Source organism: Martinezella sp. CNPSo 3732 (assembly GCF_057784515.1).
The window spans coordinates 132,489-157,810 of the sequence record NZ_JBXSOO010000009.1 but is presented as its reverse complement, the minus strand read 5'-3'; the positions used below and the strand labels follow the sequence as shown (position 1 = coordinate 157,810).

The 25,322-nt window shown below is 60.4% G+C and carries 19 protein-coding genes; 17 read left to right on the top strand and 2 right to left on the bottom strand.

What is annotated here, in order from left to right; genetic code table 11:
• Positions 1–5 precede the first annotated feature (5 nt).
• From tssA to AC13RM_RS17160, 14 genes are all read left to right on the top strand, one after another.
• Positions 6–1,052, top strand: coding sequence for a type VI secretion system protein TssA (gene tssA, locus AC13RM_RS17225; protein ID WP_488555344.1), 1,047 nt, complete (start codon positions 6–8; stop codon positions 1,050–1,052).
• Between the two features lie 105 nt (positions 1,053–1,157).
• Positions 1,158–1,670: a type VI secretion system contractile sheath small subunit gene (gene tssB, locus AC13RM_RS17220; protein WP_075855889.1), complete on the top strand. Its 513-nt coding sequence runs from the start codon at positions 1,158–1,160 to the stop codon at positions 1,668–1,670.
• Between the two features lie 111 nt (positions 1,671–1,781).
• A complete protein-coding gene (tssC, locus tag AC13RM_RS17215; RefSeq protein ID WP_488555332.1) occupies positions 1,782–3,260 on the top strand; it encodes a type VI secretion system contractile sheath large subunit in 1,479 nt (492 codons plus the stop codon).
• A gap of 47 nt (positions 3,261–3,307) precedes the next feature.
• On the top strand, positions 3,308–4,711 hold the full coding sequence (gene tssC, locus AC13RM_RS17210; protein ID WP_488555331.1) for a type VI secretion system contractile sheath large subunit: 1,404 nt from the start codon (positions 3,308–3,310) through the stop codon (positions 4,709–4,711).
• Positions 4,708–5,532 (top strand): type VI secretion system accessory protein TagJ, encoded by an 825-nt coding sequence (locus AC13RM_RS17205; RefSeq protein WP_374820490.1) that lies wholly within the window; start codon positions 4,708–4,710, stop codon positions 5,530–5,532. The genes tssC (AC13RM_RS17210) and AC13RM_RS17205 overlap by 4 nt, the downstream gene beginning before the upstream one ends.
• A complete protein-coding gene (tssE, locus tag AC13RM_RS17200; RefSeq protein WP_285175216.1) occupies positions 5,525–6,034 on the top strand; it encodes a type VI secretion system baseplate subunit TssE in 510 nt (169 codons plus the stop codon). The genes AC13RM_RS17205 and tssE overlap by 8 nt, the downstream gene beginning before the upstream one ends.
• Entirely contained in the window at positions 6,027–7,808 is a 1,782-nt protein-coding gene (tssF, locus tag AC13RM_RS17195; protein ID WP_374820487.1) for a type VI secretion system baseplate subunit TssF, read from the top strand. The genes tssE and tssF overlap by 8 nt, the downstream gene beginning before the upstream one ends.
• 20 nt (positions 7,809–7,828) lie before the next feature.
• Positions 7,829–8,854, top strand: a complete 1,026-nt coding sequence (tssG, locus tag AC13RM_RS17190) for a type VI secretion system baseplate subunit TssG (RefSeq protein WP_440480208.1) — start codon at positions 7,829–7,831, stop codon at positions 8,852–8,854.
• Positions 8,844–10,037, top strand: a complete 1,194-nt coding sequence (locus AC13RM_RS17185; protein WP_374820483.1) for an FHA domain-containing protein — start codon at positions 8,844–8,846, stop codon at positions 10,035–10,037. The genes tssG and AC13RM_RS17185 overlap by 11 nt, the downstream gene beginning before the upstream one ends.
• A complete protein-coding gene (gene tssK, locus AC13RM_RS17180) occupies positions 10,034–11,374 on the top strand; it encodes a type VI secretion system baseplate subunit TssK (RefSeq protein ID WP_374820481.1) in 1,341 nt (446 codons plus the stop codon). The genes AC13RM_RS17185 and tssK overlap by 4 nt, the downstream gene beginning before the upstream one ends.
• Positions 11,371–12,894: a type VI secretion system protein TssL, long form gene (gene tssL, locus AC13RM_RS17175; RefSeq protein ID WP_374820479.1), complete on the top strand. Its 1,524-nt coding sequence runs from the start codon at positions 11,371–11,373 to the stop codon at positions 12,892–12,894. The genes tssK and tssL overlap by 4 nt, the downstream gene beginning before the upstream one ends.
• Positions 12,891–16,373 carry a type VI secretion system membrane subunit TssM gene (tssM, locus tag AC13RM_RS17170; protein ID WP_440480207.1) on the top strand — a complete coding sequence of 1,161 codons (3,483 nt, stop codon included), beginning with the start codon at positions 12,891–12,893 and terminating at the stop codon, positions 16,371–16,373. The genes tssL and tssM overlap by 4 nt, the downstream gene beginning before the upstream one ends.
• Positions 16,374–16,383: 10 nt before the next feature.
• A complete protein-coding gene (tagF, locus tag AC13RM_RS17165; protein ID WP_440480206.1) occupies positions 16,384–17,772 on the top strand; it encodes a type VI secretion system-associated protein TagF in 1,389 nt (462 codons plus the stop codon).
• A gap of 23 nt (positions 17,773–17,795) precedes the next feature.
• On the top strand, positions 17,796–18,680 hold the full coding sequence (locus AC13RM_RS17160) for a protein kinase domain-containing protein (protein ID WP_440480205.1): 885 nt from the start codon (positions 17,796–17,798) through the stop codon (positions 18,678–18,680).
• A gap of 11 nt (positions 18,681–18,691) precedes the next feature.
• On the opposite strand, the gene AC13RM_RS17155 is transcribed toward AC13RM_RS17160, so the two are convergent.
• Together AC13RM_RS17155 and AC13RM_RS17150 are read right to left on the bottom strand one after the other, a co-directional pair.
• Complete coding sequence (locus AC13RM_RS17155; protein ID WP_488555330.1) at positions 18,692–19,834, bottom strand: polysaccharide biosynthesis/export family protein; 1,143 nt, start codon at positions 19,832–19,834, stop codon at positions 18,692–18,694.
• 391 nt (positions 19,835–20,225) lie between these two features.
• Entirely contained in the window at positions 20,226–21,212 is a 987-nt protein-coding gene (locus AC13RM_RS17150) for an AraC family transcriptional regulator (protein ID WP_488555329.1), read from the bottom strand.
• Between the two features lie 387 nt (positions 21,213–21,599).
• On the opposite strand from AC13RM_RS17150, the gene AC13RM_RS17145 reads away from it, so the two are divergent.
• Genes AC13RM_RS17145 through AC13RM_RS17135 form a run of 3 tightly spaced genes read left to right on the top strand, consistent with a single transcriptional unit; the run spans position 21,600 to position 25,318 of the window.
• Entirely contained in the window at positions 21,600–23,096 is a 1,497-nt protein-coding gene (locus AC13RM_RS17145) for a sugar ABC transporter ATP-binding protein (RefSeq protein ID WP_488555328.1), read from the top strand.
• A 16-nt stretch (positions 23,097–23,112) separates the two neighbouring features.
• On the top strand, positions 23,113–24,183 hold the full coding sequence (locus tag AC13RM_RS17140; RefSeq protein WP_075855867.1) for an ABC transporter permease: 1,071 nt from the start codon (positions 23,113–23,115) through the stop codon (positions 24,181–24,183).
• A gap of 40 nt (positions 24,184–24,223) precedes the next feature.
• On the top strand, positions 24,224–25,318 hold the full coding sequence (locus AC13RM_RS17135; protein WP_488555327.1) for an ABC transporter substrate-binding protein: 1,095 nt from the start codon (positions 24,224–24,226) through the stop codon (positions 25,316–25,318).
• The last annotated feature ends 4 nt before the right edge of the window (positions 25,319–25,322 follow it).

The window sequence follows — 25,322 nt, the reverse complement described above, 5'->3', positions numbered from 1 at the left end:
CCCTGCTGAACGTTCGCGACATAGAAACTCCACTCGAAGAAAACGCGCCATGCGGAGAAAATGTTCGCGACAATACTTCTACGCGCGAAATATACTATAGAATAAAGGATGCAAGAAACCAGGCTCGCGCTGCAGAACGAGGTATATCGCCAGGCGAAAATATTGGCCTTTCTCCGCTTTGGACAGATGTTAGCAATCTCGGATTGCAGATTATTTCTTCGAAAAGTAAGGATCTCGAAGTATTAGCGTGGCTGGCTGAGGCGGAATTACGTCTGCGCGGTTTCGAAGGGTTGCGGGATGTCTACTATGCAATCGCGTCGCTTTTGGACAAGCATTGGGAGAAATTTCATTCCGTCGGCGCTGACGATATCGAAGAGCGCCTCGCGCCGCTTTCCGGTCTCAATGGCATAGGCGGCGAGGGAACCATCATCCAGGCGATCAGGCTGTCGCCACTCGTTCCGGGCGCGAAATTCGGCCAGTTTTCCCTCTGGGATTTTCAATTGTCGCAACGTCCCAACGAGGTGAAACGGCGTGACGAGCTGAGTCAGGCGGCCCTTGAAGCCGGTATGGCCGCGATGAGTTCGCATCTCGAAATGGTCAATGGTTGCCTTGCCGCTTTTGACCGGCTCGTGTCCGTTCTGAACGAGCGGTGCGGACCGATGGCGCCGCCGAGTTCCAATACGCACAACGTCCTGCAGGAGGCTGTTTTGGCGCTGCGCACTCTTGCTGGCATCGAATCGCAGACAATTGAGAGCGTGGCGGAGCCCCAACAGCAGGAGGGTGCGGGCGAGCAGACGCAAGGCCGTCCCCGGCCCTTGAGCGCCGAACAGATCGGCTCGCGCGAGGAAGCCTTCGAGCTGTTGCTTGCCGTCGCGCGTTACTTCCGCCGCACCGAACCGCACTCGCCGATCTCGATGTCGATCGAGACGATGGTCAGGCGCGGCCGAATGGATTTTTCAGAACTACTGGCCGAATTACTGCCCGAACAGCAGGCGCGCAATGCCGTGCTGACGGCGGCCGGCATTCAGCTGAAATCGAACAAGAGCGGGTGAGAAATACAACCGATCTTTCGAACTTTTTGCAACCGGCCCTTTCCAAAGTCGAGTTGCGCCACATGTGAAGAGCGAATTTGCCGCTGGCATTGAAGGAGAGATTTTATGGCGAGTGTTCACGAAAAGCTGGAGCGAGTGCGCAAGCCCAGGGTCCACATCAAGTACGAAGTGGAAACCGAAGGCGCCATGGTCGTGAAGGAATTGCCGTTCGTCGTCGGCGTTCTCGGCGATTTCTCGGGCAATCCGACACAACCGCTGAAACCGTTCGGCGAGCGCAAGTTCGTTCAGATCGACCGCGACAATTTCGACGACGTGATGCGCCGCATGACGCCGGGCCTGAACATCTCGGTCGAAAACACGCTCGAGGGCGACGGCTCGCAGCTTCCCGTCTCCCTGAAATTCGAAAGCATGCAAGATTTCGAGCCCGGCTCCGTCGTCAGCCAGGTCCCGGCGCTCAAGGCGCTTCTCGATGCGCGCAACCAGCTTCGCGACCTCATGAGCAAGGCGGATCGCTCGGAAGAGTTGGAGCGACTGCTCGAAGACGTCCTACAGAACAAGGCCGATTTGTCCAAGCTGATGTCGGAGCTCGGATTGGCCGAAAAGCCCGCCGCAAGCTGATCGTCGTCGGCGATCAGCCACTGCCGATCGCCCAAACCCGTTTCAAGCGGCCGGTAGCGACGGATTTCAAGCTCCAACGATATCGCCCGCATTTTCCGCAAGGATCGAAAAATGAGCGCTGAAAGCCAACTGAAGACCAAAGAGGCCGAGTTTGCGCCTGAGGAAAATCTGCTGTCGCAGATCGTGGCCGCAACCCGGCAAACCGAACCCGATCGTGCCCAGGATCTCTTGAGAACGCTGACCGACCAGGCGTTGAAGGGCACGGTCACCTATGACCGCAACCTGACCGTCACGCTCAACAAGGCGATTGCCGAGCTTGACCGGAAAATCTCGCGTCAGCTTGCCGCGATCATGCAGTCACCTGAATTCGCCAAGCTGGAAGGCAGCTGGCGCGGCCTGCAATATCTCGTCAAGAACAGCGAAACCAGCGTCAATCTGAAGATCCGTGTGCTGAACGCCTCCAAGCGCGACATCTCCAAGGATCTCGCAAAGGCTGTGGAGTTCGACCAGTCGCGACTCTTCAAGTCGATCTACGAAGACGAGTTCGGCACGCCGGGTGGCGAACCCATGGGCGCGCTGATCGGTGACTATGAATTCGACAATTCCTTCGACGACGTGCAGACGCTACAGTCGATTTCGTCGATTGCGGCCGCGGCCTTCGCGCCGTTCATTTCGGCTGCCAGCCCGCGCATGTTCGGCTTTGACGACTATCGCGAGCTTGCCCGCCCGCGCGACCTGGAAAAGATCTTCGAAACGGTCGAATACGCCAAGTGGCGCAGCCTGCGCGAAAGCGAGGATTCGCGCTTCGTCACGCTCGCCCTTCCCCGCGTGCTTGCCCGAATGCCCTATGGCCCGAAGACCAATCCCATCGACGACTTTGCTTTCGACGAAACCGATCATTCGAAGACCGGCGAGCTCGACCACAACGCCTACTGCTGGATGAATGCAGCCTACGTGATGGGAACACGGCTGACGGATGCCTTTGCCCAGAGCGGCTGGTGCACGGCGATCCGCGGCGCGGAAAACGGCGGCAAGGTCGAAAACCTGCCGATGCACATCTTCTCGAGCGACGATGGCGACCTCGACCTCAAGTGCCCGACCGAAGTCGGCATTACCGACCGTCGCGACGCCGAGCTCGGCAAGCTCGGTTTCCTGCCGCTCTGCCACTACAAGAACACCGACTATGCCGTGTTCTTCGGCGCACAGACGACGCATAAGCCGAAGCTTTACGACAAGCCCGAAGCGACGGCCAACGCCGCGGTATCCGCGCGCCTACCCTACATGATGGCTACCTCGCGTTTCGCCCATTATCTGAAGGTCATGGGCCGCGACAAGATCGGCTCCTTCATGGAAGCGCAGGACTGCGAAAACTGGCTCAACCGCTGGATCGCCAACTACGTCAACGCCAATGACGATGCCGGCGAGGAATCCCGCGCCAAATATCCGCTGCGCGATGCCAAGGTGACCGTCCAGGAAGTTCCGGGCAAGCCGGGCTCCTACAACGCCGTCGCCTGGATGCGCCCCTGGCTGCAGATGGAAGAGCTGACCACTTCGCTCCGCATGGTCGCCCGTATTCCGAGCAAGAACTAGGAGAGGTAGCGCGGCGATCTCCTCGCCGCGCACCTTTAGTCAGCGCCATGACCGCGACAACGACGGAACCGAGAGCAGCCTGGCCGCGTCAGGTGCATCGCGTGATCGCCATGATCGACGATGCGCTCAACAGGCAGGTCAATGCCATCCTGCACCACCCCGAGTTCCAGGCAATGGAATCGCGGTGGCGCGGGCTTGCCATGCTTATGCGCCACACCGGCCGATCGGAAGAAGTGAAAGTCAAGATCCTCAGCGTCAGCTGGGCGCAATTGACGCGGCATCTCGAGCGGACGACGGATTTCGACCAGAGCCATCTCTTCGAGCTGATCTACAGCCGCGAGTTCGGCATGCCCGGTGGAGAGCCCTTCGGTCTGCTGATCGGCGACTACGAGCTTTCTCCACAAGATCGGACCGGCGGGGATACGGTCGGCGCGCTCACGCAGATCGGCATGGCCGCCGCTGCTGCTTTCTGCCCGTTCGTAGCCGCCGCGGCACCACAGGCCATCGGCCTGCAAGATTTTGACGAGCTCAATCGCGTCCAGGATTTTTCCTGGCTTGCCTATGATCCCACCCGCATCCGCTGGAACGGGCTCCGTGCCCGAGAGGATTCCCGTTTTTTGGGCCTGGTCGCCCCGCGCATCCTGATGCGTGCGCCCTATCAGGCGTTTTCCCGTAGGCGCGACGATCGGTTCCCGTTCCGCGAAAGCATCGCTGCCGACGGCAGCACCCTGCTTTGGGGCAATGGCGCCTTCGCCTTCGCGATGATCGTCATCCGCAATTTCATCGAATCCGGCTGGTTCGCCGATATTCGCGGCGTGACGCAGGATACGATCGATGGCGGCATGCTGAGCACGGAGGAACTTGCGCCCTATGATCTCGGCATCGAAAGCAACGGGTTGTCGCAGCAGGCTCCCGTCGAGATACGGCTGACCAGCGGGCAAGAGCAGCAGCTCTGTGAACTCGGTATCGTGCCCGTAGCGACCACCTACCTCTCTTCCTCGGCGATCTTCAATTCCAATCAGTCGCTGCATGCTCCGCCCCATTATTCAAGCGAGCACGCCCGGCAGAATGCCCGCATCGCGGCGATGCTGCAGTATGTGCTCTGCGCCTCGCGCTTCTCGCACTACCTCAAGGTCATCATGCGCGATGACATCGGCAAATTGGCCGATAGAACATCGATCGAACGCAAATTGAATGACTGGCTGTCGACCTATACGCTCGGCAATGACGACGCCGACCTGTCGCTGCGCACGCGTTTCCCGCTGCGTTCGGCTGGCATCAACGTCGATGAAATTCCCGGCAAGCCCGGCATGTTCGCCTGCAATGTGCGGCTGCAACCGCATTTTCAGCTCGACGACGTCTCGACAAGTTTTCATCTCATCGCGGAGACAGCGAATGCGACTTATGCGTTCTCCCACTCCGCCAATCCGCCGCAAAGGATGTCTGCATGACGCTCTCCGCCAAGATCGCCGAAGCTCTTAGCGAAAACGCGCTCGATGATGCGATCGAGCAGGCGAAGGCACATGTCAAAGCAGCGCCGACGGATAAGGACGGCAGGCATATTCTGATCGATCTCTTGATCCTCGCCGGCGACTACGCTCGCGCCGACGCGCAGTGCAACCTTGCGACGACATTCGCGCCGGAAGATATGATGGGCTTCGCCATGCTGCGCAATCAACTGCGGGCGATGGCGGCGCGTTCGGCCTGGTTTGACGCGGCGGCCGCTCCGGACTTCCCGAATGGACCGACAGCCCTCGACCAAGCGGCACTGAAGATAGCGATCGCCCACCGCGACCATGCTTCGGATGCGGCCGCGGCATTGCAATCCCTGGAGGAGATCAGAGGCGAACGGTCGATGCGGTGGAATGGCAAGCTCGTTTCGGACCTTCGCGATCTTGATGATCGCATTCCGCATGCTCTCGAAGTCATCATGACCGGCGGCTCCTATCTGTGGATCGACTTTTCCAGGATTGCGACCCTCCGTATCGAACCGATCGCCCGCCCCCGCGATCTCGCCTTCCGCAGGGCCGAGCTCGAACTCGTGGACGGTGCAAGCGCCCCCGTGCTCCTGCCTGCGATCTATCACGGCACGACAGGCGCCAAGCTGCTGCTTGGCCGCGAGACCGAATGGGTCGACGAGGCGACAGGCATTACGACGGGCCGCGGCCAGAAATGTTTCCTGGCGGGCGACGATCTGGTTTCCTTCCACGATCTGAAGTCGCTCGAAGTCGCTCCAACCTCTGCCGAGACGAGGCGTGCCGCGCATGGCTGATCCGTTGGAGCGCTATAGGCCGCGGGAAAGGATCGTCGCGAGGTCGATTATCGATCGACTGATCGACGAGGATCCCGATCGCCTCCAGGATCCGCCGCTGACACCGGCCGAACAGCTGCGCGAACTGCGCGAATGCATTCGCCGCGATCTTGAGGCTCTGCTCAACACGCGCCGCCGCCCGACCGCACCGCCCGCGATCTACGATGAACTGGGTGATGCGCTGGTGTCCTTCGGCGTCGATGGCATGGTCTCGGCAAACCTCGTCACCGATGAAGCCAAGAGCCGTCTCGCTCGTTTGATCGAGCGACGCATCGCGCTGTTCGAAACACGGCTTTCCGACGTGCAGGTGAGCATTCTCCGAAGCCGCGGGAGCGGCGAGCGCGCGCTGAGGCTACGCATCCACGCGACATTCCGCGTGCATGAGGGAATGCCGCCGATCAGTTTTGAATCGACGATCGATCCCTCGACGCAGCGCTTCCTCGTGGAGGCCAATAATGGCTGATGGCTTCCTGCAGCGGTATAATGACGAACTGGCCGCGATCCGTCGGCGTGCCGCGCGTTTTGCCGATGCCTTCCCAAAAATTGCCGGCCGTCTGCGCGTTACCGGCGAGGTCGCGGACGATCCGCATGTCGAGCGCCTCATCCAGAGCTTTGCCTATTCGGCGGCCCGCGTGCGCCAGAAGCTCGACGACGAATTTCCGGAATTGACGGACGGGCTGCTGGAAACGCTCTATCCGCATTATCTGGCGCCGCTGCCCTCGATGAGCATCGTGCGCTTCACGCCAAGCAGCACATTGGCATCCGTCCAGATCGTGCCGCGTCACACCGAAATCTTCGCAGAGCCGATCGGCGGCGAGAGCTGCCGTTTCCGTACGACACAGGATACGCAGGTCGCGCCGATCGAGATCGTCTCGGCTTCGCTGACCGGCCACCCGATCAGCGCGCCGCCGTCTCCTTATACAGGTGCTGCCGGTTGTCTGCGCCTGTCGATCCGGGCGCGGGATGCCAACAAGCCTCTCAGTGAGATCGGCCTCGACAGGCTGCGGCTTCATATCGGTTCGTCCTGGCAGCAGGCCGTCGCCATCCACGAGCTTATCGTCAATCACACGCTCGGCGTTGCTCTTGCCCACCACGCCGACGACCGTGCCCCGATCATGCTGCCGGCCAAGGCATTGCAGGCTGTGGGTTTCGAGCCGGATGAAGCGATCCTGCCCTATCCAAGCTCGAGCTTTACCGGCTATCGTCTGCTGACGGAATTCTTTGCCTTGCCGCAGAAATTCCTGTTCATCGATATCGTTGGCCTGAAGGCCTGGCGCGGCGAAACGCTGGAAATCTTCATCTATCTCGATGAAACCAGCACCAAGCTGGAGCGCGCCATTTCCGCCCGTGATTTCGTCTTGAACGCCACTCCGATCGTCAACCTGTTTCGCCAAAACTGCGAACCGATTGCGCTCGACGGCACACGCACGGAATATCGCGTGCTACCGGACGCCAGGCGGCAGAAGACGCGTGAGATCTATGCGATCGAGAAAGTGGTCGTATCCGCGCGCACCGGGGAGGAGGAACAGTGCCAACCCTTCTTCGGCCGCAGCCTGAAAGGCGGAGCTTCATCGCTTTTCTGGCAGTGCACGCGCCGTTTCGATGCCGACGACCATACCTCGGATATGGAAATCACCTTCGTAGACCGTGCCCGCCGGGCAAGCGGTCCCCTCGACAAGATCGCCAGCATCGACGCGCTGTGCCTCAACCGCGAACTGCCGGAGCAACTGCCTTTTGGCGGCGGTCACCCCTATCTGCAGCTGGCCTCTGGCAGCGAAGCCGTCGGCTCGGTCGAAGCCTTGATGGCGCCTACGCCGTCGGTGCGGATGAATGAGCAGCAAGGACGCAACTGGCGGCTCATGTCGCATCTCCAGCTCAATCATCTTTCCATCTTCGACAATGATGGTGCCGCGCTGAAGGATATTCTGGCGCTCTATGCCTTCAGAGACAGCCGCGAAACCAGGCTGCTTGCCGACGCTCTCGTTCAGGTCGAAGCCAAAAGCTCGATGACGCGACTTGGCAGCGGCGGGATGGTGACGGGCACAGATATCCGGCTGGAATTCGATCCGGCCGCCATCGACAGGCCCTCGGCTTATCTCTTCGGCGGTGTCCTCGACCGGTTCTTCGGGCTTTACACCTCGATCAACAGTTTCACCCGCCTTTCCATCTCGATGAAGGGGCAATCGAAACCAATAGCTGTCTGGCCGGCCCGCGCCGCTGAACGGCCCTTGTTGTGACGAAGAGGTGATCGCAAGCGATGGACCAGTTCCGGCCAAGTAATAGCGAAATGCTTGCTGCGCTGCTCGAACGCGACCCCGGTCGTTTCGAACCGTCGACGGCGTTTCGCGTTGCCCAGCACGCAGCTGGCGATCATTTGACAGTGTCCTCACCCGTCGGCGTTTCGCCGGTTCCGCTTGCCGTCAGCGATTTCAAGAGGAAGGGCGCGACAGGATCGGTCAAGGCCAGCATGGCTGGCTTGCTCGGCCCGCTTGGCGCAATGCCCCCAAGTTACAACGAGCTGGTCATCCGCGAACAGCGCAATCGGGCTCATGGCCTCTCGAGCTTCTTCGATCTCTTCACAAGCCGCCTCGCCGAGCTCTTCGTCGATGCAAGCGAGAAATATCGCCTTGCCCGGCGGCTGCGATGGAGCCCGGACAGGAACGGCAATGCCTTCATCAAGACGCTGTTCTCGCTGGCGGGCTTCGGCACGGCGCGGCTGAAGGAAAAGGTTCGCCCCGACGACGAGCTGGTCCTCAGATTTTCCGGTTTCTTTGCGGCACGGACCCGCAATGCGGTCAACCTGCAGGCCATGCTGCAGGAGTTCAGCGGGCTGCCGGTCGCGATCGAATTGTTCAAGGGCAGATGGCTTACCATTCCCGAAAGCGAGCGCAGCCGCATGGGGCAGCCGCAAGGTGTGCAGCTCGGCATCAATTCAATGGCGGGTGCTGCAATCCATGATTTCGGCGGCAGCTTTCGCGTCGTGATCGGGCCTGTCGACTATGAGGATTACCGATCTCTGTCCCCGGGCAGCGCCAATATCGATGCGCTGTTTGCCCTGACGCGGCTTTATGTCGATCCCTCGCTCGAGTTCGACATTCAAGTGGTTCTGAAGAAGGAGTATATCCCCTTCTGCCGGCTCGGCGAAAGCGGTGACCCGCCGAGGCTTGGATGGAACAGCTGGGCACGCGTTGCCATGGCCGACCGCGACAGCGGCGATGCCATCGTCGCAGAGCCACGTAAGGCGCAAGGGCAATCCGACCAGGGAGGCCTGCATGCGGCTTGAACTGCGGCAAACATCTGGCGAAGGTTCCAGCAAAGGATGGTTCTTCGAGCGTGGCAAGCGCACGCTTGGGCGGTCGCCGGATTGCGACTGGCAGGTTACCGATCAACAGCGGTCGATCTCGAAGGTTCACTGCGTGATCGAACGCGATCGTGCCGGCTTCCTCCTGCGCGACCAGAGCGCCAATGGAACTCGTGTGGACGGTATAACCATTCTGGAAGGCGAGACGGCAAGGCTTGCGGATAAATCCAAAATCGCATTCGGCAATATCGCCTTCAACGTCGTCATCACCGGGGAAGCCGACCGCGATATCGAGGATCCGGCAGACGACCTCCGTCTCAGCGATGAAACCATGACGATCTCGTCCATCCTGGCCGACGTCGCGCCCGGCGGCAGCGCCGCAACTGGCGTGCTCGGCCAGCGCAGCGGCGACGACTGGATTGGAGCGCTGCCGCAATCGTCAAAAAAGCGCAAGTCGCCAAGCAGGAACGTCGATGTCGGCTGGAATGGCCCGCCCGATGTCAACGGCATCAAGCCGGTACTTCCGGACGATTGGAACTCAGAATTCGAGCTGGGCAGCCAGCTGGAACACGGCGCAGCGACACATGTTTCCGTGGCCGTTGCCCGCAGTTCCGGATCGGAGGCGGCCGAGACTGCCAAAGCGATCATCCCGGCCAACGATATGCGTGTCGCCGACGATGCGGATCAAGGCGCGGACGATACGAGCTTTGCGCTGCAATTCGATCCATTGCGACAGCTTGAAGCGCTCGTCTCGACACTGGAGCAGACACTCGACGACGAAGCGTCCATCTTCGGAATTGAAGACAGCCGGACTCACTCATCCGCTTCGCTGTTCAGCCGCGAACGGACGGAGCAACTCGCCGATCGCCTTCGGTCGCTCATTTCGAGGCAATCCACACTTAACGCCGGCCTTGAAAACCTCGTTCGTGAGGCCAACCGGATGTTCGAGCCTCGTATGGTCGAGACGCATGTCGATGCTTCCCGACGCAAGGCGCTTTGGCGCGGCGACGGCGATTATTGGAAGGCCTACCGCGCGCAATTCGAAAGGGGCGGCAAAAGCATTTCAGTCCGTGATCTGCTGGCCGAGGCGTTCAGCGCCTCCGCCGATGGCCGCGATGAAGACGATACCACCAGTTTGGCAGAGAGGACGGGCAACACCCGATGAAGAACGAAAATCGCGTGGCTTGGAGCGAGGGTATGTTCCTTCGCGTGCAGCATTTTCAGCAGGCCGACCGCTGGACGGAGCGGCTGGTCCGAACGACCGCGCGAGGGCTTGCGCCTTACCCCTGGGGCATTGCAGAGATCGGCATCGATCGCAGCGCGCTCGCGATCGGCCAGTTTGCACTGTCGAACCTGCGCGGCATCCTGCCCGACGGCACGCCTTTCGAAGCGCCTGTTGATGCGGATCTACCGCCCCCTTTGGAACTCGACGATTCAACGAAGAACGCTATCGTCTATCTGGCCCTGCCCAGCCGTCAGCCTGGCAGAGCCGATGTCGCCATGAACGGCAGCGCCATGCGCAACAGCGTGCGCATCACCGCCTCGCAATATGAGGCACCGGATGCCAATCTGGAGACCGACTTCATGGCGCCGATCGATGTTGGCCGCCTGAGCCTGCGTTATCTCAAGACCGGTGACGAACTCGCCGGCTATGATCTTATCGGCCTTGCCCGCATCATCGAGGTTCGCTCTGACCGGGCGGTCATTCTCGATCCGGACTACATCGCCCCTTCGCTGAATTGTGCGGCCGAAGCGCGGCTGAACGAACTCATCACCGAATTGCTCGGCATCGTCCGCCACCGGGCCGAGGCGATCGCCGAACGCATCGGCGATCCCGCGGTACGCGGCACTGCGGAAGTGGGCGATTATTTTCTGCTGCATATTCTCAATCGCGCCGACCCCATGCTACGCCACATTGCGGCAAATGCTTCGCGCATGCATCCGATAAGCTTTTATGAGGAATGCATCCAGCTCGCAGGCGAGCTTGCCACTTTCACCACTGACCGCAAGCGCGCCAGCGACTTTCCGCCCTATCGCCATGATGATCTGAAAGCGACATTTGCAGCTGTTTTCAACGATCTGCGCGCGTCTCTTTCCGCAGTGCTCGAGCAGGCAGCCGTTGCAATCGAACTCATCGAACGCCGTCACGACGTGCGCGTCGGGACCATCAACGACCGTTCGTTGCTCAAGGATGCCGGCTTCGTGCTTGCGGTTCGCGCCGAGATGTCGGCCGAGGATGTGCGACGCAAGCTGCCCGCGCAGATCAAGATCGGACCTGTGGAGCGGATTGCCGAGCTCGTCAATGTCGCGCTGCCCGGCATTCCCGTCCGGCCGCTTCCCGTATTGCCGCGGCAGTTGCCGTACCGGTCCGGCACGATCTACTTCGAACTCGATACGAAGAATCCGCTTTGGAAACAGCTTGATACCTCCGGTGCGATCGCGCTGCATCTTGCGGGCGACTTCCCTGGCCTTGAGATGGAACTGTGGGCTCTCAGAGAATGAACACAACGCGCTCAACACCCTGGCACGAGCTGCCAACAATCATCGAGCTGACCGAGGACGGCGCGCGCAAGAACGAAGCCGCCCGCAAGATGGCCGATATTCTCGATGAAGAGCTGGATAAGCAGCCAAACGACAAATCGGGCAATGCAGCCGGCGGCTGGTCCGTCGATGCCTTGATCCGCGGCTTTCGTTTCGGCGGTGATGATGTTCCAACCATCGTGCGTTCCGCCGCACCATTGCTCAATCTCGCCCACAGCCTGCGCAACGCCGAAGAACAGCCCGACATTGCCGAACTCAGGCGCGTGACGATCGACGCGGTCGGACGTTACGAGCGCGATCTTGCAAGCGCGCGCATCAGCCCGGAACGGGCACGCGCGGCGCACTATGTCATCTGTGCGACGATCGACGATGTCGTTTTAAGCAAGCCTTGGGGCGTGCGCGCCGGCTGGGCGCGATCCGGCCTGGTCTCGACCTTCCACATGGACGTAACCGGCGGCGATCGGGTTTTCGATCTACTCGATCATTTCCAGCAGAGCCCGGGCACCAACAAGGACCTGCTGCTTCTCATCTATCTCTGCCTGTCGCTCGCCTTCGAAGGCCGCACGCGCGTTTCGCCGCGTGGATCGCTGGAACTCGGGCGCATCCGTGACAGCCTCTATAAGACCTTGTTGGGCCAATATGGGGTTTTCGAACGCGAGCTATCGCCGCATTGGCGCGGCGTTTCGGCGCGCCACAAACCGTTGCGCACGGCTGTTGCGCTTTGGACGATCCTTTCCGTCCTCGCGCTTCTGTTTGCGCTCGGCTACATGTTCTTCACGCTGTCGCTCAACAACGCCTCCGACGCAACATTCGAGCGCCTGGCCAATCTGCCGCCGCGCGATATGCCGAGCGTTCTGATCGACGCGCCCAAGCCGAAAGAAGTCGCACAAACGCCGCCGCCTGTGAGGAAGCAGCCGGAGACACCGCCTCCGGTCAAGGCGCAACCGACGCCGCTCGACAATCTGCTCGCCTTCCTGCAGCCGGAAGTCGACCGCAAGCTGGTCACGCTATCGAATTCCAATGGCAGGCTGCTGGTGCGCATCAACAATTCCGGCCTGTTCGACACGGGCAGCGCCGAAGTCAGCGATAAATTCCGCGATCTCCTTCAGCGTATCGGCGGAGCGTTGGCTTCGGAAAAATTCCGCGCAGTCGTCGTCGGTTATACCGATAATGTGCCGATCCGCACAGCTCAGTTCCCGTCGAACTGGCACCTTTCCGAGGCCCGGGCCCGCGCCGTCGGCGATATCCTTGCTGCCTATACCGGCAAAGATGCCATCCTGACCGAGGGGCGCGCCGACAGCGATCCGCTCGCAAGCAACGACACGGCGGAAGGACGCGAGGCTAACCGCCGGACGGAGATCCTGGTGCTGACCGATCCGACACAACGCCTCGGCGATGCCGCCCTTAATCCGCAAGCAACGCCGCAAACGCCAAGTGCGAATGCACCGGCGACATCTGCGACGACGGGAGGAGCCCGATGAATCCGCTTGGCGCGTTTTATACGCTTCGCTCGTACGTTTCGGCCTATGCCGGCCTCCTCGGCCAGCGCTTCATATCATTGATCTGGGTTGCGGCGATCTGCGTCGTTATCTGGTTCTATGGCTATATGGCCGGCTATGGCAGCTTCAAGCCGCTGGCGAGCGCCACTGCACGGATGATCGCGATCGGCGTTATCATTGCCGGCTGGCTAATCTATCTGCTGGTAACAACGCTGCGCGCCCGCAGGCGCGACAAGGCGCTGGTGGACGGCATTGCCGACGATGCCGCCAGCCAACAGGCGGAAGTGGGCGAAATTCATAGCCGTCTGAAAGAAGCCCTGCTCCTTCTGCGCCGTATCAGCAAGAAGCGTTTCGGCTATATCTACGAACTGCCCTGGTACGTCATCTTCGGCGCGCCGGGATCGGGAAAGACGACGGCGCTGACCAATTCGGGGCTGAAGTTCCCGCTCGGCGATGCGATGGGAAGCAATTCCGTGCAGGGCGCTGGCGGCACCCGCAACTGCAATTGGTGGTTTGCCGACGAGGCGATCCTGATCGACACCGCCGGCCGATACACCACGCAGGACGATTTGAACGGTGCATCCAAGGCGGGATGGGAAGGCTTTCTCGGGCTCTTGCGCAAATACCGCCGCTCGCAACCGATCAACGGCGCGCTCGTCACCCTCTCGATCGGCGACCTTCTCGGCCGTGATCACGAGGTACAGCTTGAGGAAGTGCGTTCCATTCGCAAACGCTTGTCGGAGCTCGACGAGTTCCTGCATGCGCGCGTGCCCGTCTATGTCGTCCTGACGAAGGCCGATCTCTTGACCGGCTTTGTCGAGTTCTTCGATGGTCTTGCCAAAACCGACCGTGAGCAGGTCTGGGGCACGACCTTTAATCTCGACGAAAGCTATAAGGGCGAGAATCTGCCTGAGCGTTTCATGGAAGAATTCGCGCTGTTGCAGCAGCGGGTCGATGCCATGCTGATCGAACGCCTGCAGCAGGAGCCGAATGTTGAGGTTCGCGGCCGCATTTTCCGTTTCCCGGCAGAGCTTGCCTCCTTGGGAGAGCGTCTGCAGGAGTTGTTGACCGAGCTCTGCGCATCTTCCAGCCTCATCGAATCCCCCCTCGTTCGCGGCGTCTATTTCGCCTCCGGCACACAGAGCCGTGGGACGGATACTCCGCGCACCCGGCGCAGCTATTTCCTGTCGCGCCTGTTCAAGGAGGTGATCTTCGGCGAAGCGTCGCTGGTTGCTCGTGACAGGCGCCTGTCCGGCAGGCAAGCCATGATCAGGCGGATCGCCTATGGCGCTGCCGCCATCGCTCTTGCGATCGTCTTCACCGGCTGGACGGCAACCTATTTTCAGAACTCGCGCGCGATCGCCGCAGCCGAGCGGCGCATCGACAACTACGAGAAACTCGCAAGCGGCATTCAAGTCCGCGACGTGACCGATGCGGATTTCCTGCGGATCCTGCCGGCGCTCGACAATCTGCGCGCAGTCACCAGCGGCTTCGACGAGGCGCGCGTCTGGCCGACGAGTTTCGGCCTCGACCAGGGGGATAAGATCGCCAGCCGTCAACGCGGAGCCTATCAGCGCGCCTTGAACGCGCTTCTTCTGCCTCGCATGCTCGTGGCACTTCAAAATGAGCTTAAGCAGACATCAGACGTTCAGAAGACTTTCGACGCCTTGAAACTGTACGGCATGCTGGGTGGATTGGGGCCATCCGACAGGGATTTCGTCTCGCAGCAATCGGAAGACATGTTTGCAGCACTTTACCCCGGTGAAGGGCGCTCGGCCACGCGCAAAGCGCTGGCTGCCCACGTAGAGGCCATGGCAGCGGGCAGCCTGCCCGCAATCGAGCTTGACAATGCCCTGATTGCCAAGGCACGGGAAACGATCCACTCGCAAAGTCTTGCAGCCCGAGCCTATGATATCCTCATCCATTCCCGGCAGGCTCGCCAGCTTGATCCCTGGCTCCCTACCGACGCATTGGGTCCGCTCGGAGCCCAGATTTTCCAACGCAAATCTAAATCAACGCTGCGGGAGGGCATTCCGGGAATTTTCACAGGCAAAGGTTATCGTGACGTGGTGCTGCCGATGGTCACGACCGCAGCCTCGGAAGCGCTCAAGGAGCAATGGGTTCGCGGCGACAGCGGTGCGGCTCCTTCGGGAATGACCGCGGACGCGATTTCCCAGGCGACACTGCAGCTTTATTTCGACGCATTCCAGCAGCAATGGTCTTCGTTGCTGGCCGACCTTCAGGTACGCCCGTCGAGCAATCTTGCCGATGCCACCGAGACGGCGCGCATCCTGGCGGCCAATCCAAGCCCCGTGGAGATGGCGCTGAAATCCATAGCAGCCGCCACCGACCTGCGGCCTGCGGCAGGCGCCGAAATTGCCGCGCTTGACGATATTCCGGATGCAGCACTGACTGCCGCCACCACAGGCGCGGTCAGCGCGCCCGATCCTTACGGTCCGTTGCGGGCCGCGCTCGAGGCGAATGCCGCCAATGCGCAACCGACGTCCCAGGACGGTAAGGCCAATGGCAGCGACAAGCCGCGCTCCCAGATTCAGAGTCTCCAGCCGATCCTCCAGAATATCTATGGCCAGTTGTCACGCGCAGCGAACTCGACGGCAGAAGTGGCGCGCGTCTTCGACGCCGGTGGCCAGCTCGCCAATGCCAATCAGGATTTGCTACAGCAAGCCCGCGGGCTGCCGGCACCTGCCGATGCATGGATGGTGGCGGTTGCCGCCGATATCGGCTCGCTGGCGGTCAAGACAGCCCGCGCTCGCATCAACGACCTTTGGGCTGCTGAGGGTGCGGATCTCTGCGCTCGCATCGTTACCGGTCGCTACCCGTTCGACCGAAAATCCAGCCAGGATATCGCCATGGCGGATTTCGTCCGATTGTTCGGACCGCAAGGTCTGTTTCAGTCTTTCTTCAAAAACCGGCTTGACGCATTTGTGGACACGAGCGCCCAACCGTGGGGCTGGCGAGGCACGTTCGGCGGTGACAGCATTCCCAGTCAAGCTATCGCCCAGTTTGAAAATGCCAGCAAGATCGAGCACGCTTTCTTTCCGGCCGGCAGTGAGAAGCCGGCGATATCGATCAATGTTAAGCCCGTAACGCTATCGGATTCGGCCAATGCCGTAATGATAGCCATCGCGGGCGAGCGTGTTTTCTATAATCGCAGCCGAGTAGTGCCGAAATCGATCGCCTGGCCGGCAGCCACCACGGACAGCCAATCCGAAGTCAGGTTCTTTCCCGGAGACTTCCAGCCGGCTATAGCCCAAAGCGGAGACTGGTCGCCTTTCCGCTTGTTCGATGCCGCCGAGGTGACGGTTCAGGCTCCCGATCTCTTCCGGGCGAGATTTGAAGACCAAGGCCGAGAAGCCGAATTCGACGTGCAGTTCGGTTCGGTGCTCAATCCCTTCCGGCTGCAGGCATTGTCCGATTTCAGCTGCCCGGCGCAATTCTGACGGTCCGCCAATGAACGAACCGCTCGCCCGCACTCAATCGCCGATGCAAGCCGACACGATCGGCTTTTTCGGAAAGTTGCCGACGCATGGAGATTTCGTTTCCGCCGCGCTCGGCTCGCGTCTCCAGAGCGAACTCGACCAATGGGTTCACAATGGCCTGATCGCACTGGAAGCAACATTGGGATCGGATTGGCGCCAGCTGTTTCATGCGACGACCGCCTGGCGCTTCGTCGTCGGCAAGGGCGTCTGGGCGCCGTCTGCTGTCGCAGGCGTCCTTCTGCCGAGCCGTGACCGCGTCGGCCGAAGTTTTCCTCTGATTATCGCCGCTCAATTGCAGCGCTTCTCCGGACAGCTGCGTGATCTGTGCGAAGACGATAGCTGGTTTACCGCTGCCGAAGCCTTGGCGGAGACCTCTGACAAAGCCGATTTTGAGATGCAACGTTTCGTCGAGGGCATCAAGCGGCTTCGCCCGCCATTCATCGACAAGCAATCGACGACGACACAGCTCGCGACCATCGGCAATACCTCGGCGCCTGCGTCTCTATGGTGGCGCATCAATCCCGGTACCCGCCACGGCAAGGGATTTCGTACCGTAACTGCCCCTACGGCGCAGGATTTCGTCAGGCTTGTCACGGCAGACGTTCACAAGGCGGCTGAGACTGCGGAACCGCCAGCGCACCCGGTTGTTGCCTCCACTCCGATCGAGGCGCCGCAAACACCGAAGGCGGCGTCGCTGGAATTTGTGATAGCACACAGCCATGCCAGCCACGCCGGAACACGTCTATCAATGAATGCCGATGCACTCCTTGTAAGTGCAGCACCGCATCTCTACGCTATTGCGGATGGCGTCGGCGATGGCATCGGCGCCATCGAGGCGGCGCGAATCACCACGGGAATCCTCGCCGGCATTCCGCAGCGTGAAGCGCTGCAGCTGCTGGTACAGGATATCAAGAGCAAGCTCAGCCATGCCCATGCGATCCTGCGCGCCAAGGCCGCCACCGCCGAACGCGAGCCTCCTGTCGCCAGCGTCGTAACCGCAATAGTGCTGGATGGCGAGTTTGCAGCGATATGGGCGGGAGATGCACGCTGCTATCTGCTTCGCGATGGGATGATGCGGCTGTTGACCCATGACCATATCGACATAGGGTTGCGGCGAACGCTTGGCCGAGCCCTGGGGCTGAAGGATCAATTTGTCTCGGAAGCCATTGGCGACCGGCTTCAAACCGGCGACCGGCTCCTGCTTGCAAGCGGTCCGCTTTCGCGCACGCTTACCGATCGCGTCATCGCCGAAATCCTGATCGAGACGCCGCTGGAACAAGCGGCCGCGGCGCTGATCCAGGAAGCGCTCATCGCGAACTGCCGCGAGAATGTCAGCGCGATCGTCATCGGCGCGACATGAGTGGCGATACGAACGACGAGGGTATGAAAAGGATTGCGGCCAGCTTTGCTGAGCTGCAGCATCTTCTCACCCATGATGGCGACGTCGAACGGCCGAAGGGAATGCGCGATTTGCTGATCGATCGATTGCGCGATGCATTGGACCGGCGCCTGCCTTCCCTGCCCGATAGTGAGCCGGCTTTCATCGCCAATACCTTTCTCGTCGAGGCGGTTACGCACAATAGCGAACGGACGGAAATCAGTCGATTGCGCCATCGCGATCTCGGCACGCTCCACGCCATGAAAACCATCCCGGCGGATCGATCAAGCGAGGCAACCGCCAAAGCCCTGTTGCTGCGTGAGGCAAGCATCGGCATGACGCTTCGCTGTAGCGACCTTGCCTCTGCCCAGTGCGCCATCCGTCTGTCCGATGGGCGCCCGGCGTTCATCATGGAATGGGTCGGGCCATCCTTGTCGGAACGATTGGCGGAAGGTTCACTGTCGGCGGCGGATGTCCGGGCGGCGGCGAAATCCATGCTCGTCGGACTGAGTGCGATCCATCAGGCCGGTTATGTCCATGGAGATATTTCGCCGGCCAATCTTCTGCTTGGAAATGGTGATCTCAACCAGCTGAAAATCGCCGATTTCGGCACGACGGTCGAGTGCGGAGGCCGATACAGCGATCTCGATATCGCCAAGGCGGTAACGCCAGGCTTCACCGCGCCAGAAGTCTCAGGCGATGCCGCCATGCAATTCAGCGCCGATCTCTTTTCGGCCGGACGCGTCATGAACCTGCTTCTGGAACATTGCCACGAGACCGGACAATCGATTGCCGCGATAAAGGCAGCCGCCCGGCGTCTGGCAGAGCCCGCTCCTTCCCGGAGGCCGCCAAACACAGTGGCGGCCCTTGCTTTGATAGAAACAGTCTAGTTCGAACCCCGTCAGTTCGCCGATGAACTGCCCGGCAGCGGGGCGGCAGCCGTCGGCGCGCTCTTCTGATAGACGGTCAACAGCTTGGCAAAATCGACCGTGTCGGCATTGCTGGCGAAAATCGTGTCGCCATCCTGCATCTTGAACTGCTGCATCAGCACGAAATTTGAGACTTGCTTAAGGTTGACGCTGTAGATGACCGGCTTGACCGAAACGACAGTCGGCGCACCGGCACTCTTGGTTTGGCTCGACGCAACCTGCGAATAGATCTTCTGGTTCCGGAAAAGATAGAAGTTGCGGGAGTCCGCGCGGTCATCGAGCATGCCGCCAGCGCGGGCAAGCGCCTGCGCCAAGGTGGTCTGGCCGGGTTCCAGCGGGAACTCGCCGACGCTCTTGAAGGCGCCAAGTGCCGTGAAGGTCTGCGACGTACCATTGACGAACAGCTGATCGCCCGGCAGGAGGCGCACGTTCTGCTTGCTATCCTGAAGGATGCGATCCAGCGGCGCGCTCGCCCTTTGCGATCCTCGGGTCAGCGTCACGGTCGTGTTGGCCGGTGCGGAGGATGCACCGCCGGCAAGGGCGAGGACGTCAAGCACGCGCTCTCCGCGCGCCGTCAACGGGAAGCGGCCGGCAGAACGAACCTTGCCATCGACCGTTACGGCGCTGGATGGCTTGTCGACGACCGTCACGACGGCCTGAGGGTTGACCGATGAGCCTTTGAGGGCCGTGACGATCTTCGACTGCAACCCTTCCGGGGTCGAATCGATGACGCGCTGTTTGCCGACATAGGGCATGGTGACGAAACCGCGGGAATCCACGGTGAAGCGGCCGAGATTGAGCGATTTGCTCTGCGTGGCAGACAGCAATCCATCCTCGCCGGTATCCAGCACCGTTACGTCGAATACGTCGCCCGGACGCAGACGGGCATCCGAAAAGCCGCCAGAGCGCAGGCTCGTAAGCCCCTGATCGGTGGGCGAATAGGACGGTGCAACAACCTGTGCACCCATCGGAGCTTCGGAGAGCGGCACGACCGGAATCTTCCGCTGCGTATCGGGCATCCTCGCATTGCGGATATTGAGCGCGCTTGGCCCATCAGACGGCCCTGCACAGGCGCTGAGGACAACCAAGGGTAAAATCGCCGCCCATTTCCGCATTCCGGAATCTCCTTCGGATGTTAGAAGCCAGGGAGAAATATCAACCATAAGGCGGGAGGCAATATGCGGAGCTAATAAATAATGAATTGTGACAGTTCGGTTGTTTACCATTGTGTCCAAATGGCAACCGATTGCGGTCCCGAGCGCCAAAACGCGGCTTCTTCAATGGCGGTTGAGAGGCTGTCCTGCACCGAAATATCAGCGCCGACGCGAATCATGGACGACCGCATCGATAGGCAATACAGAAAGAAAACGCGCGAACCTCATTGCAATTCGAGCGTGTCATCCTGCTTCCGCCGACGCCACTTCTATAAGGCGCGCATAACAATTTTTTCGTCGAAATCTTCTACCTTTGCGGGTCCTTGCTTCCTCGCGCAAACCGATCACAGCGCTATTCATTCCCGCGCCGAGGTTGCCTGACGGTCTCGGACGGCATCTCGCCGAAGGATTGATGGTAAAGCGCTGCGAAGCGGCCCATATGAGAAAATCCCCAATCGCGTGCGACGTCGGCAACCAGCCGCGAAGGGCCCGAATCCATCAGGCTTTTGCGTGCACCTTGCAGCCGTATGTTCCGCAAGTAGCCAAGAGGCGTTGTGTTCTTGAACTGCTGAAACGCCGCCTGCAAGGACCGTACGCTCGTTCCGGTCTCCCGAGCAATATCGGCCATCCTGATGTCTGCGCCGGCGTTGGCATGCATATATTCCATTGCGCGTTTCAACTGCCTCGGGATGGCCGGTGACGCCGGTCGCAGCAATTGTGCCGAATAGTTGTGGGGGACGGTTTCAAGCAAAGCGATCATCATCGTCTGCAGGAGGCTTTCGATGAATGCGGCCGAGGATCGTTCCGCGCCGCCTGCCGCGAGATCCTGCCAAATGAGATTTGCAAGCGCTGCGATCTGCATCCCTCGCCCCGACATCAGATCGACCGGGCTGGTAAATTTCAGATCATCTCGAACCGGTGCGTCAAGCAATTCGCTGAGCTGCCGGACCATAGCCGGCTTTTCGAATGCGATACCCATATGGCCGCGCTGTTCGAACAATGTCAGATGGTCAAAAGATGCCATATCGGCCAGCAGGCCCCTGCCCGGCAGCGACTCCAGCTGCCGCCCCTCCGTGTCGATCAGCATCTTGCCAGCGGTCGGCAGATAAAGGCCGTAGGAATCGGGACCGCCGGACAATTTGACGCTCATGCCGGAATGACATTTGCCACGCCAGATGCTGCAGGAACCGATCGTGTAGTGACGATCCGCCACCGAAATTGTGCCGCGGCCATTGAGAGGCTCGACAATGGCGGGAAACAGGGTTCTCGCATAATGCGCCGTCATCTCCTCGGCATCGGCCTTATCGACTTTGAACGCCGAGAGCGTCGCGTAGGTCAAATAATCCTCTTATGTGCTGCAGCAGCGGATCATCTTTCAGACTTCAATTATATCCCTGAAAGTAAATCACCGCTCACATCCCCGCCTGAACTAATCGCGGATGATAAACAAAATCAATTCGCTAGACAATAAATATTACAATTGCAACCATATGGATATATAAGCATATCATGGCTATATACATTTTGATTATACTTATATTATTTCATAATATGATCCGACCTTCAGGAATATATTTTATACATAAACCAATTTCTCGGTTAATACGTCAACTTTGGTACAAGTCGGCGCCAAGTGCCCCCGGCATTCCTCAGGCACCTTTGAGCCTCTTGACGGAATGTTATCGATAACATAGCCTCCTCCTATCGAAGCTTTGGGAGGAGCAGGATGGACGACGGAAAGCTGCTCGAATTTTCCGATATCACCAAGGAATTTGGCGGAACACGCGCGCTGTCGAATGTATCTCTCGACCTGCAGCGCGGCGAAATTCTCGCGCTTCTCGGGGAGAATGGCGCGGGCAAATCGACGCTCATCAAGACATTGGCTGGCATCTACAAGCCGGATGGCGGGCAGATCCTGTTTCGCGGCAAGCCCTATCATCACCGCCCGCCACAACCCAACCAGCGCCAGCCGGTCGCCTTCATCCATCAGGATCTCGGACTGATCGAATGGATGACGGTGGGCGAGAATGTCGGGCTTGCGCAGGGCTATTCCCTGCGCGGCAAATTGATCGACTGGCGCGCCACGGAGCGGCGTACCGCCGAGGCACTGAAGCTCGTCGGCTGCGATTTCGATCCGTCGACCCGCGTCCAGGAGCTGACCCGCACGGAAAAGTCGCTGGTCGCCATCGCCCGCGCGCTGGCCGTCGAAGCGGATGTGTTGGTGCTTGATGAACCCACCGCCAGCCTGCCCGCCGATGAGGTCGAGAAGCTTTTTGCCGCCATCCGCCCGCTGAAAGAGCGCGGCGTGGCGATGATCTACGTCTCGCACCGGCTCGACGAGATCTTCCGTATCGCCGACCGCGTTGCCGTCTTGCGTGACGGTCAGCTGGTCGGCCAGAAGCCAGTCTCCGAGACGACGCCGGATGAGCTCATCCGCATGATCGTAGGGCGCAAAGCGGATCAGCTGTTCGTCAAGGCGGAAAGAAGCGCAGGCCCTGTCATCGTTTCCGTAAAAGAGCTTTCTTGCCGCGGCGCAGGACCCGTGTCCTTCGATATCAGACAGGGCGAACTGCTCGGTCTCGTTGGCCTGCGCGGTGCCGGCCAGGAACTGATCGGACGCGCACTCTTCGGCTGCGAGCCGTCACACGGCAGCGTTCGCTTGAATGAGGCGACACCCGATCTTTCCAGCACTGTTGCGGCAATGGCCTCGGGAATCGGACTGATCGCCCGCGACCGCACCGAAGAATCCGTCGCCATGTCACTCAGCCTGCGCGAAAATACCTTCCTCAATCCCGGTGCTTCCGGCAGAAGCCTGTTTTCGTTCCTGTCTCCGCGCAGCGAAGCTGAAGCCGCCTATTCCCTCGGCAACCGTGTCGGCCTCAGGCCCAACGATCAGAGCCTTGCCATCGAAGCCCTATCCGGCGGCAATCAGCAGAAGGTCGTCGTGGGACGATGGCTGGCGACGGGCCGCAAATTGCTGATCGCCGAGGATCCGACTGCCGGCGTCGATGTCGGCGCCAAGGCCGACATTTATCGCCTGATCGCCGAGGCGGTCGAGGCAGGCCTTGCCGTGCTCGTCGTCTCCACGGATTTCGAGGAAATCGCTCACATCTGCCATCGTGCCCTTGTGTTTTCGCGCGGGAGGATCGTGCGCGAACTCAGCGGTGCCGACCTCACAACACCGGCGGTCATCGCCGCCGCATCTGCATCCGAAGCGGCCTGAATCGGAGGAGAACACTATGCAATCGATCGAATCCAACGCGCTTGAGCCGACCCGCGCCGAGCTTTCGGCCATGAGCTTCGGCCAGAAGATCCAACGCCTGCTGCCTGTCTATGGCCTCGTCATCCTGACGGTCTTCCTGATCCTGCTTTTCTCTATTCTGTTGCCGCAGACGTTTCCGACCATGCTCAACCTGCGTTCGATCATTTCCGACAAGACGATCATCGCCATCCTGTCGCTCGCGGCCATGATCCCGATGGCGGCAGGGCGCATCGACCTGACGATCGGCTATGGCATCGTGCTCTGGCACGTGCTGGCGATCAGCCTTCAGACGATGTTCGGGCTGCCCTGGCCGGTTGCCGTCCTGATCGTCATCGCGCTTGGTGCGCTCACCGGCTTCCTGAACGGTCTTCTGGTGGAGATCGCCAAGATCGACAGCTTCATCGCAACGCTCGGCACGGGCACGGTCCTCTACGCCATCGCGCTCTGGCATACCGGCGGGCGGCAGGTTGTGGGCATGTTGCCGCAAGGATTTTATGCGCTGAACGGCACGATGGTCTTCGGCCTGCCGATCACCGGCATCTACGTTCTGGCACTTGCCTTCGTCATGTGGATCGTCCTCGAATATCTGCCGATTGGCCGCTACATCTATGCAATCGGCGCCAATCCGAAAGCGGCCGCGCTCAACGGCATTCCCGTCCGCCGCTTCGTCATCGGCGCCTTCGTCACCTCGGGAACGCTTGCCGCCATCGCCGGCGTCCTGCTCGCCTCCAAGCTGCGCATCGGTCAGGCAAGCGTCGGGCTTGAATATCTTCTGCCAGCACTGGTTGGCGCCTTCCTCGGATCGACCACCATCAAGCCCGGCCGCGTCAACGTCTGGGGCACGATGATCGGCGTCATCATCCTCGCCGTCGGCATTGCCGGCATCCAGCAGTTCGGCGGCTCCTTCTATGTCGAGCCCCTTTTCAACGGCGTCACCTTGCTGGTTGCCATCGGCATTGCCGGTTACGCGCAGCGCCGCCGCAGTCATGCCGGACGCATGGCGCCGGCCCAGGCACCGCAACTTTCCGCCAAGCCGGCGGAAAAGTGAAAATTATCTGAAGTTCGAATGTCCAAAGGGAGGAGAAGACATGAATCGTAGACAATTCCTGCAGGCCACGACAGCGGTCCTGGTGCTATGTGCCGGCCAGGCCTATGCCGATCCGTTGGCGGATGCGAAGGCCGTCGTCGACAAATATGCGACGCCCGTCACCAAATGGGACGGACCGACCACGGGGCCGAAGGCGCAGGCAGGTAAGACCATCGTCGTGTTAGCAGGCGATCTTAAGAACGGCGGCATTCTGGGCGTCAGCAACGGTGTCGAGGAAGCGGCAAAGGCGATCGGTTGGGAGGTGAAGGTTCTCGATGGCGCTGGTTCCATCGGCGGCCGCACGGCAGCTTTCGGCCAGGCGATAGCCTTGCAGCCTGCCGGCATCATCATCGATGGCTTCGATGCTGTCGAACAGGCCCCGGCACTGGAACAGGCAAAGGCCGCCAAGATCCCACTGGTCGCCTGGCATGCCGGCCCGACCATCGGCCCGGATGACAAGAACGGTCTTTTTGCCAATGTCAGCACCGACGCCATGGAAGTCTCGAAAGCCGCCGCCGATTGGGCATTCGTCGATGCCAAGGGCAAGCCGGGCGTCATCATCTTCACCGACTCCACCTATGCGATCGCCATTGCCAAGGCGGACAAGATGAAGCAGGAGATCGAAAGGCTGGGCGGCAAGGTGCTCGAATATGTCGATACGCCGATCGCCGAGACATCACAGCGCATGCCGCAGCTCACGACATCCCTCCTGCAGAAATACGGTGACAGCTGGACGCATTCGCTTGCGATCAACGACCTTTATTTCGACTTCATGGGTCCTTCGCTTGCCTCGGCCGGCAAGGGCGGCACCGATGCGCCGATCAATGTCGCCGCCGGCGACGGTTCGCAATCGGCCTACGAGCGCATCCGCGCCGGTCAATTCCAGAAGGTCACGGTTGCCGAACCCCTTAATCTCCAGGGCTGGCAGCTGGTGGACGAGCTCAATCGTGCCTTCGCCGGCGAAAAATGGTCCGGCTATCTCTCGCCGCTGCATGTCGTGACGGCAGACAATATCCAATCCGACGGTGGTCCGAAGAACACCTTCGATCCGGACAACGGTTACAAGGACGAGTATAAGAAGATCTGGGGTAAGTGATACC

Excerpts from the sequence above, each read along its gene's own strand:
- tssB (WP_075855889.1), top strand. The coding sequence starts at position 1,158 with ATGGCGAGTGTTCACGAAAAGCTGGAGCGAGTGCGCAAGCCCAGGGTC.
- tssC (WP_488555332.1), top strand. The coding sequence starts at position 1,782 with ATGAGCGCTGAAAGCCAACTGAAGACCAAAGAGGCCGAGTTTGCGCCT.
- tssC (WP_488555331.1), top strand. The coding sequence starts at position 3,308 with ATGACCGCGACAACGACGGAACCGAGAGCAGCCTGGCCGCGTCAGGTG.
- AC13RM_RS17205 (WP_374820490.1), top strand. The coding sequence starts at position 4,708 with ATGACGCTCTCCGCCAAGATCGCCGAAGCTCTTAGCGAAAACGCGCTC.
- tssE (WP_285175216.1), top strand. The coding sequence starts at position 5,525 with ATGGCTGATCCGTTGGAGCGCTATAGGCCGCGGGAAAGGATCGTCGCG.
- tssF (WP_374820487.1), top strand. The coding sequence starts at position 6,027 with ATGGCTGATGGCTTCCTGCAGCGGTATAATGACGAACTGGCCGCGATC.
- tssG (WP_440480208.1), top strand. The coding sequence starts at position 7,829 with ATGGACCAGTTCCGGCCAAGTAATAGCGAAATGCTTGCTGCGCTGCTC.
- AC13RM_RS17185 (WP_374820483.1), top strand. The coding sequence starts at position 8,844 with ATGCGGCTTGAACTGCGGCAAACATCTGGCGAAGGTTCCAGCAAAGGA.
- tssK (WP_374820481.1), top strand. The coding sequence starts at position 10,034 with ATGAAGAACGAAAATCGCGTGGCTTGGAGCGAGGGTATGTTCCTTCGC.
- tssL (WP_374820479.1), top strand. The coding sequence starts at position 11,371 with ATGAACACAACGCGCTCAACACCCTGGCACGAGCTGCCAACAATCATC.
- tssM (WP_440480207.1), top strand. The coding sequence starts at position 12,891 with ATGAATCCGCTTGGCGCGTTTTATACGCTTCGCTCGTACGTTTCGGCC.
- tagF (WP_440480206.1), top strand. The coding sequence starts at position 16,384 with ATGAACGAACCGCTCGCCCGCACTCAATCGCCGATGCAAGCCGACACG.
- AC13RM_RS17160 (WP_440480205.1), top strand. The coding sequence starts at position 17,796 with ATGAAAAGGATTGCGGCCAGCTTTGCTGAGCTGCAGCATCTTCTCACC.
- AC13RM_RS17155 (WP_488555330.1), bottom strand. The coding sequence starts at position 19,834 with ATGCGGAAATGGGCGGCGATTTTACCCTTGGTTGTCCTCAGCGCCTGT.
- AC13RM_RS17145 (WP_488555328.1), top strand. The coding sequence starts at position 21,600 with ATGGACGACGGAAAGCTGCTCGAATTTTCCGATATCACCAAGGAATTT.
- AC13RM_RS17140 (WP_075855867.1), top strand. The coding sequence starts at position 23,113 with ATGCAATCGATCGAATCCAACGCGCTTGAGCCGACCCGCGCCGAGCTT.
- AC13RM_RS17135 (WP_488555327.1), top strand. The coding sequence starts at position 24,224 with ATGAATCGTAGACAATTCCTGCAGGCCACGACAGCGGTCCTGGTGCTA.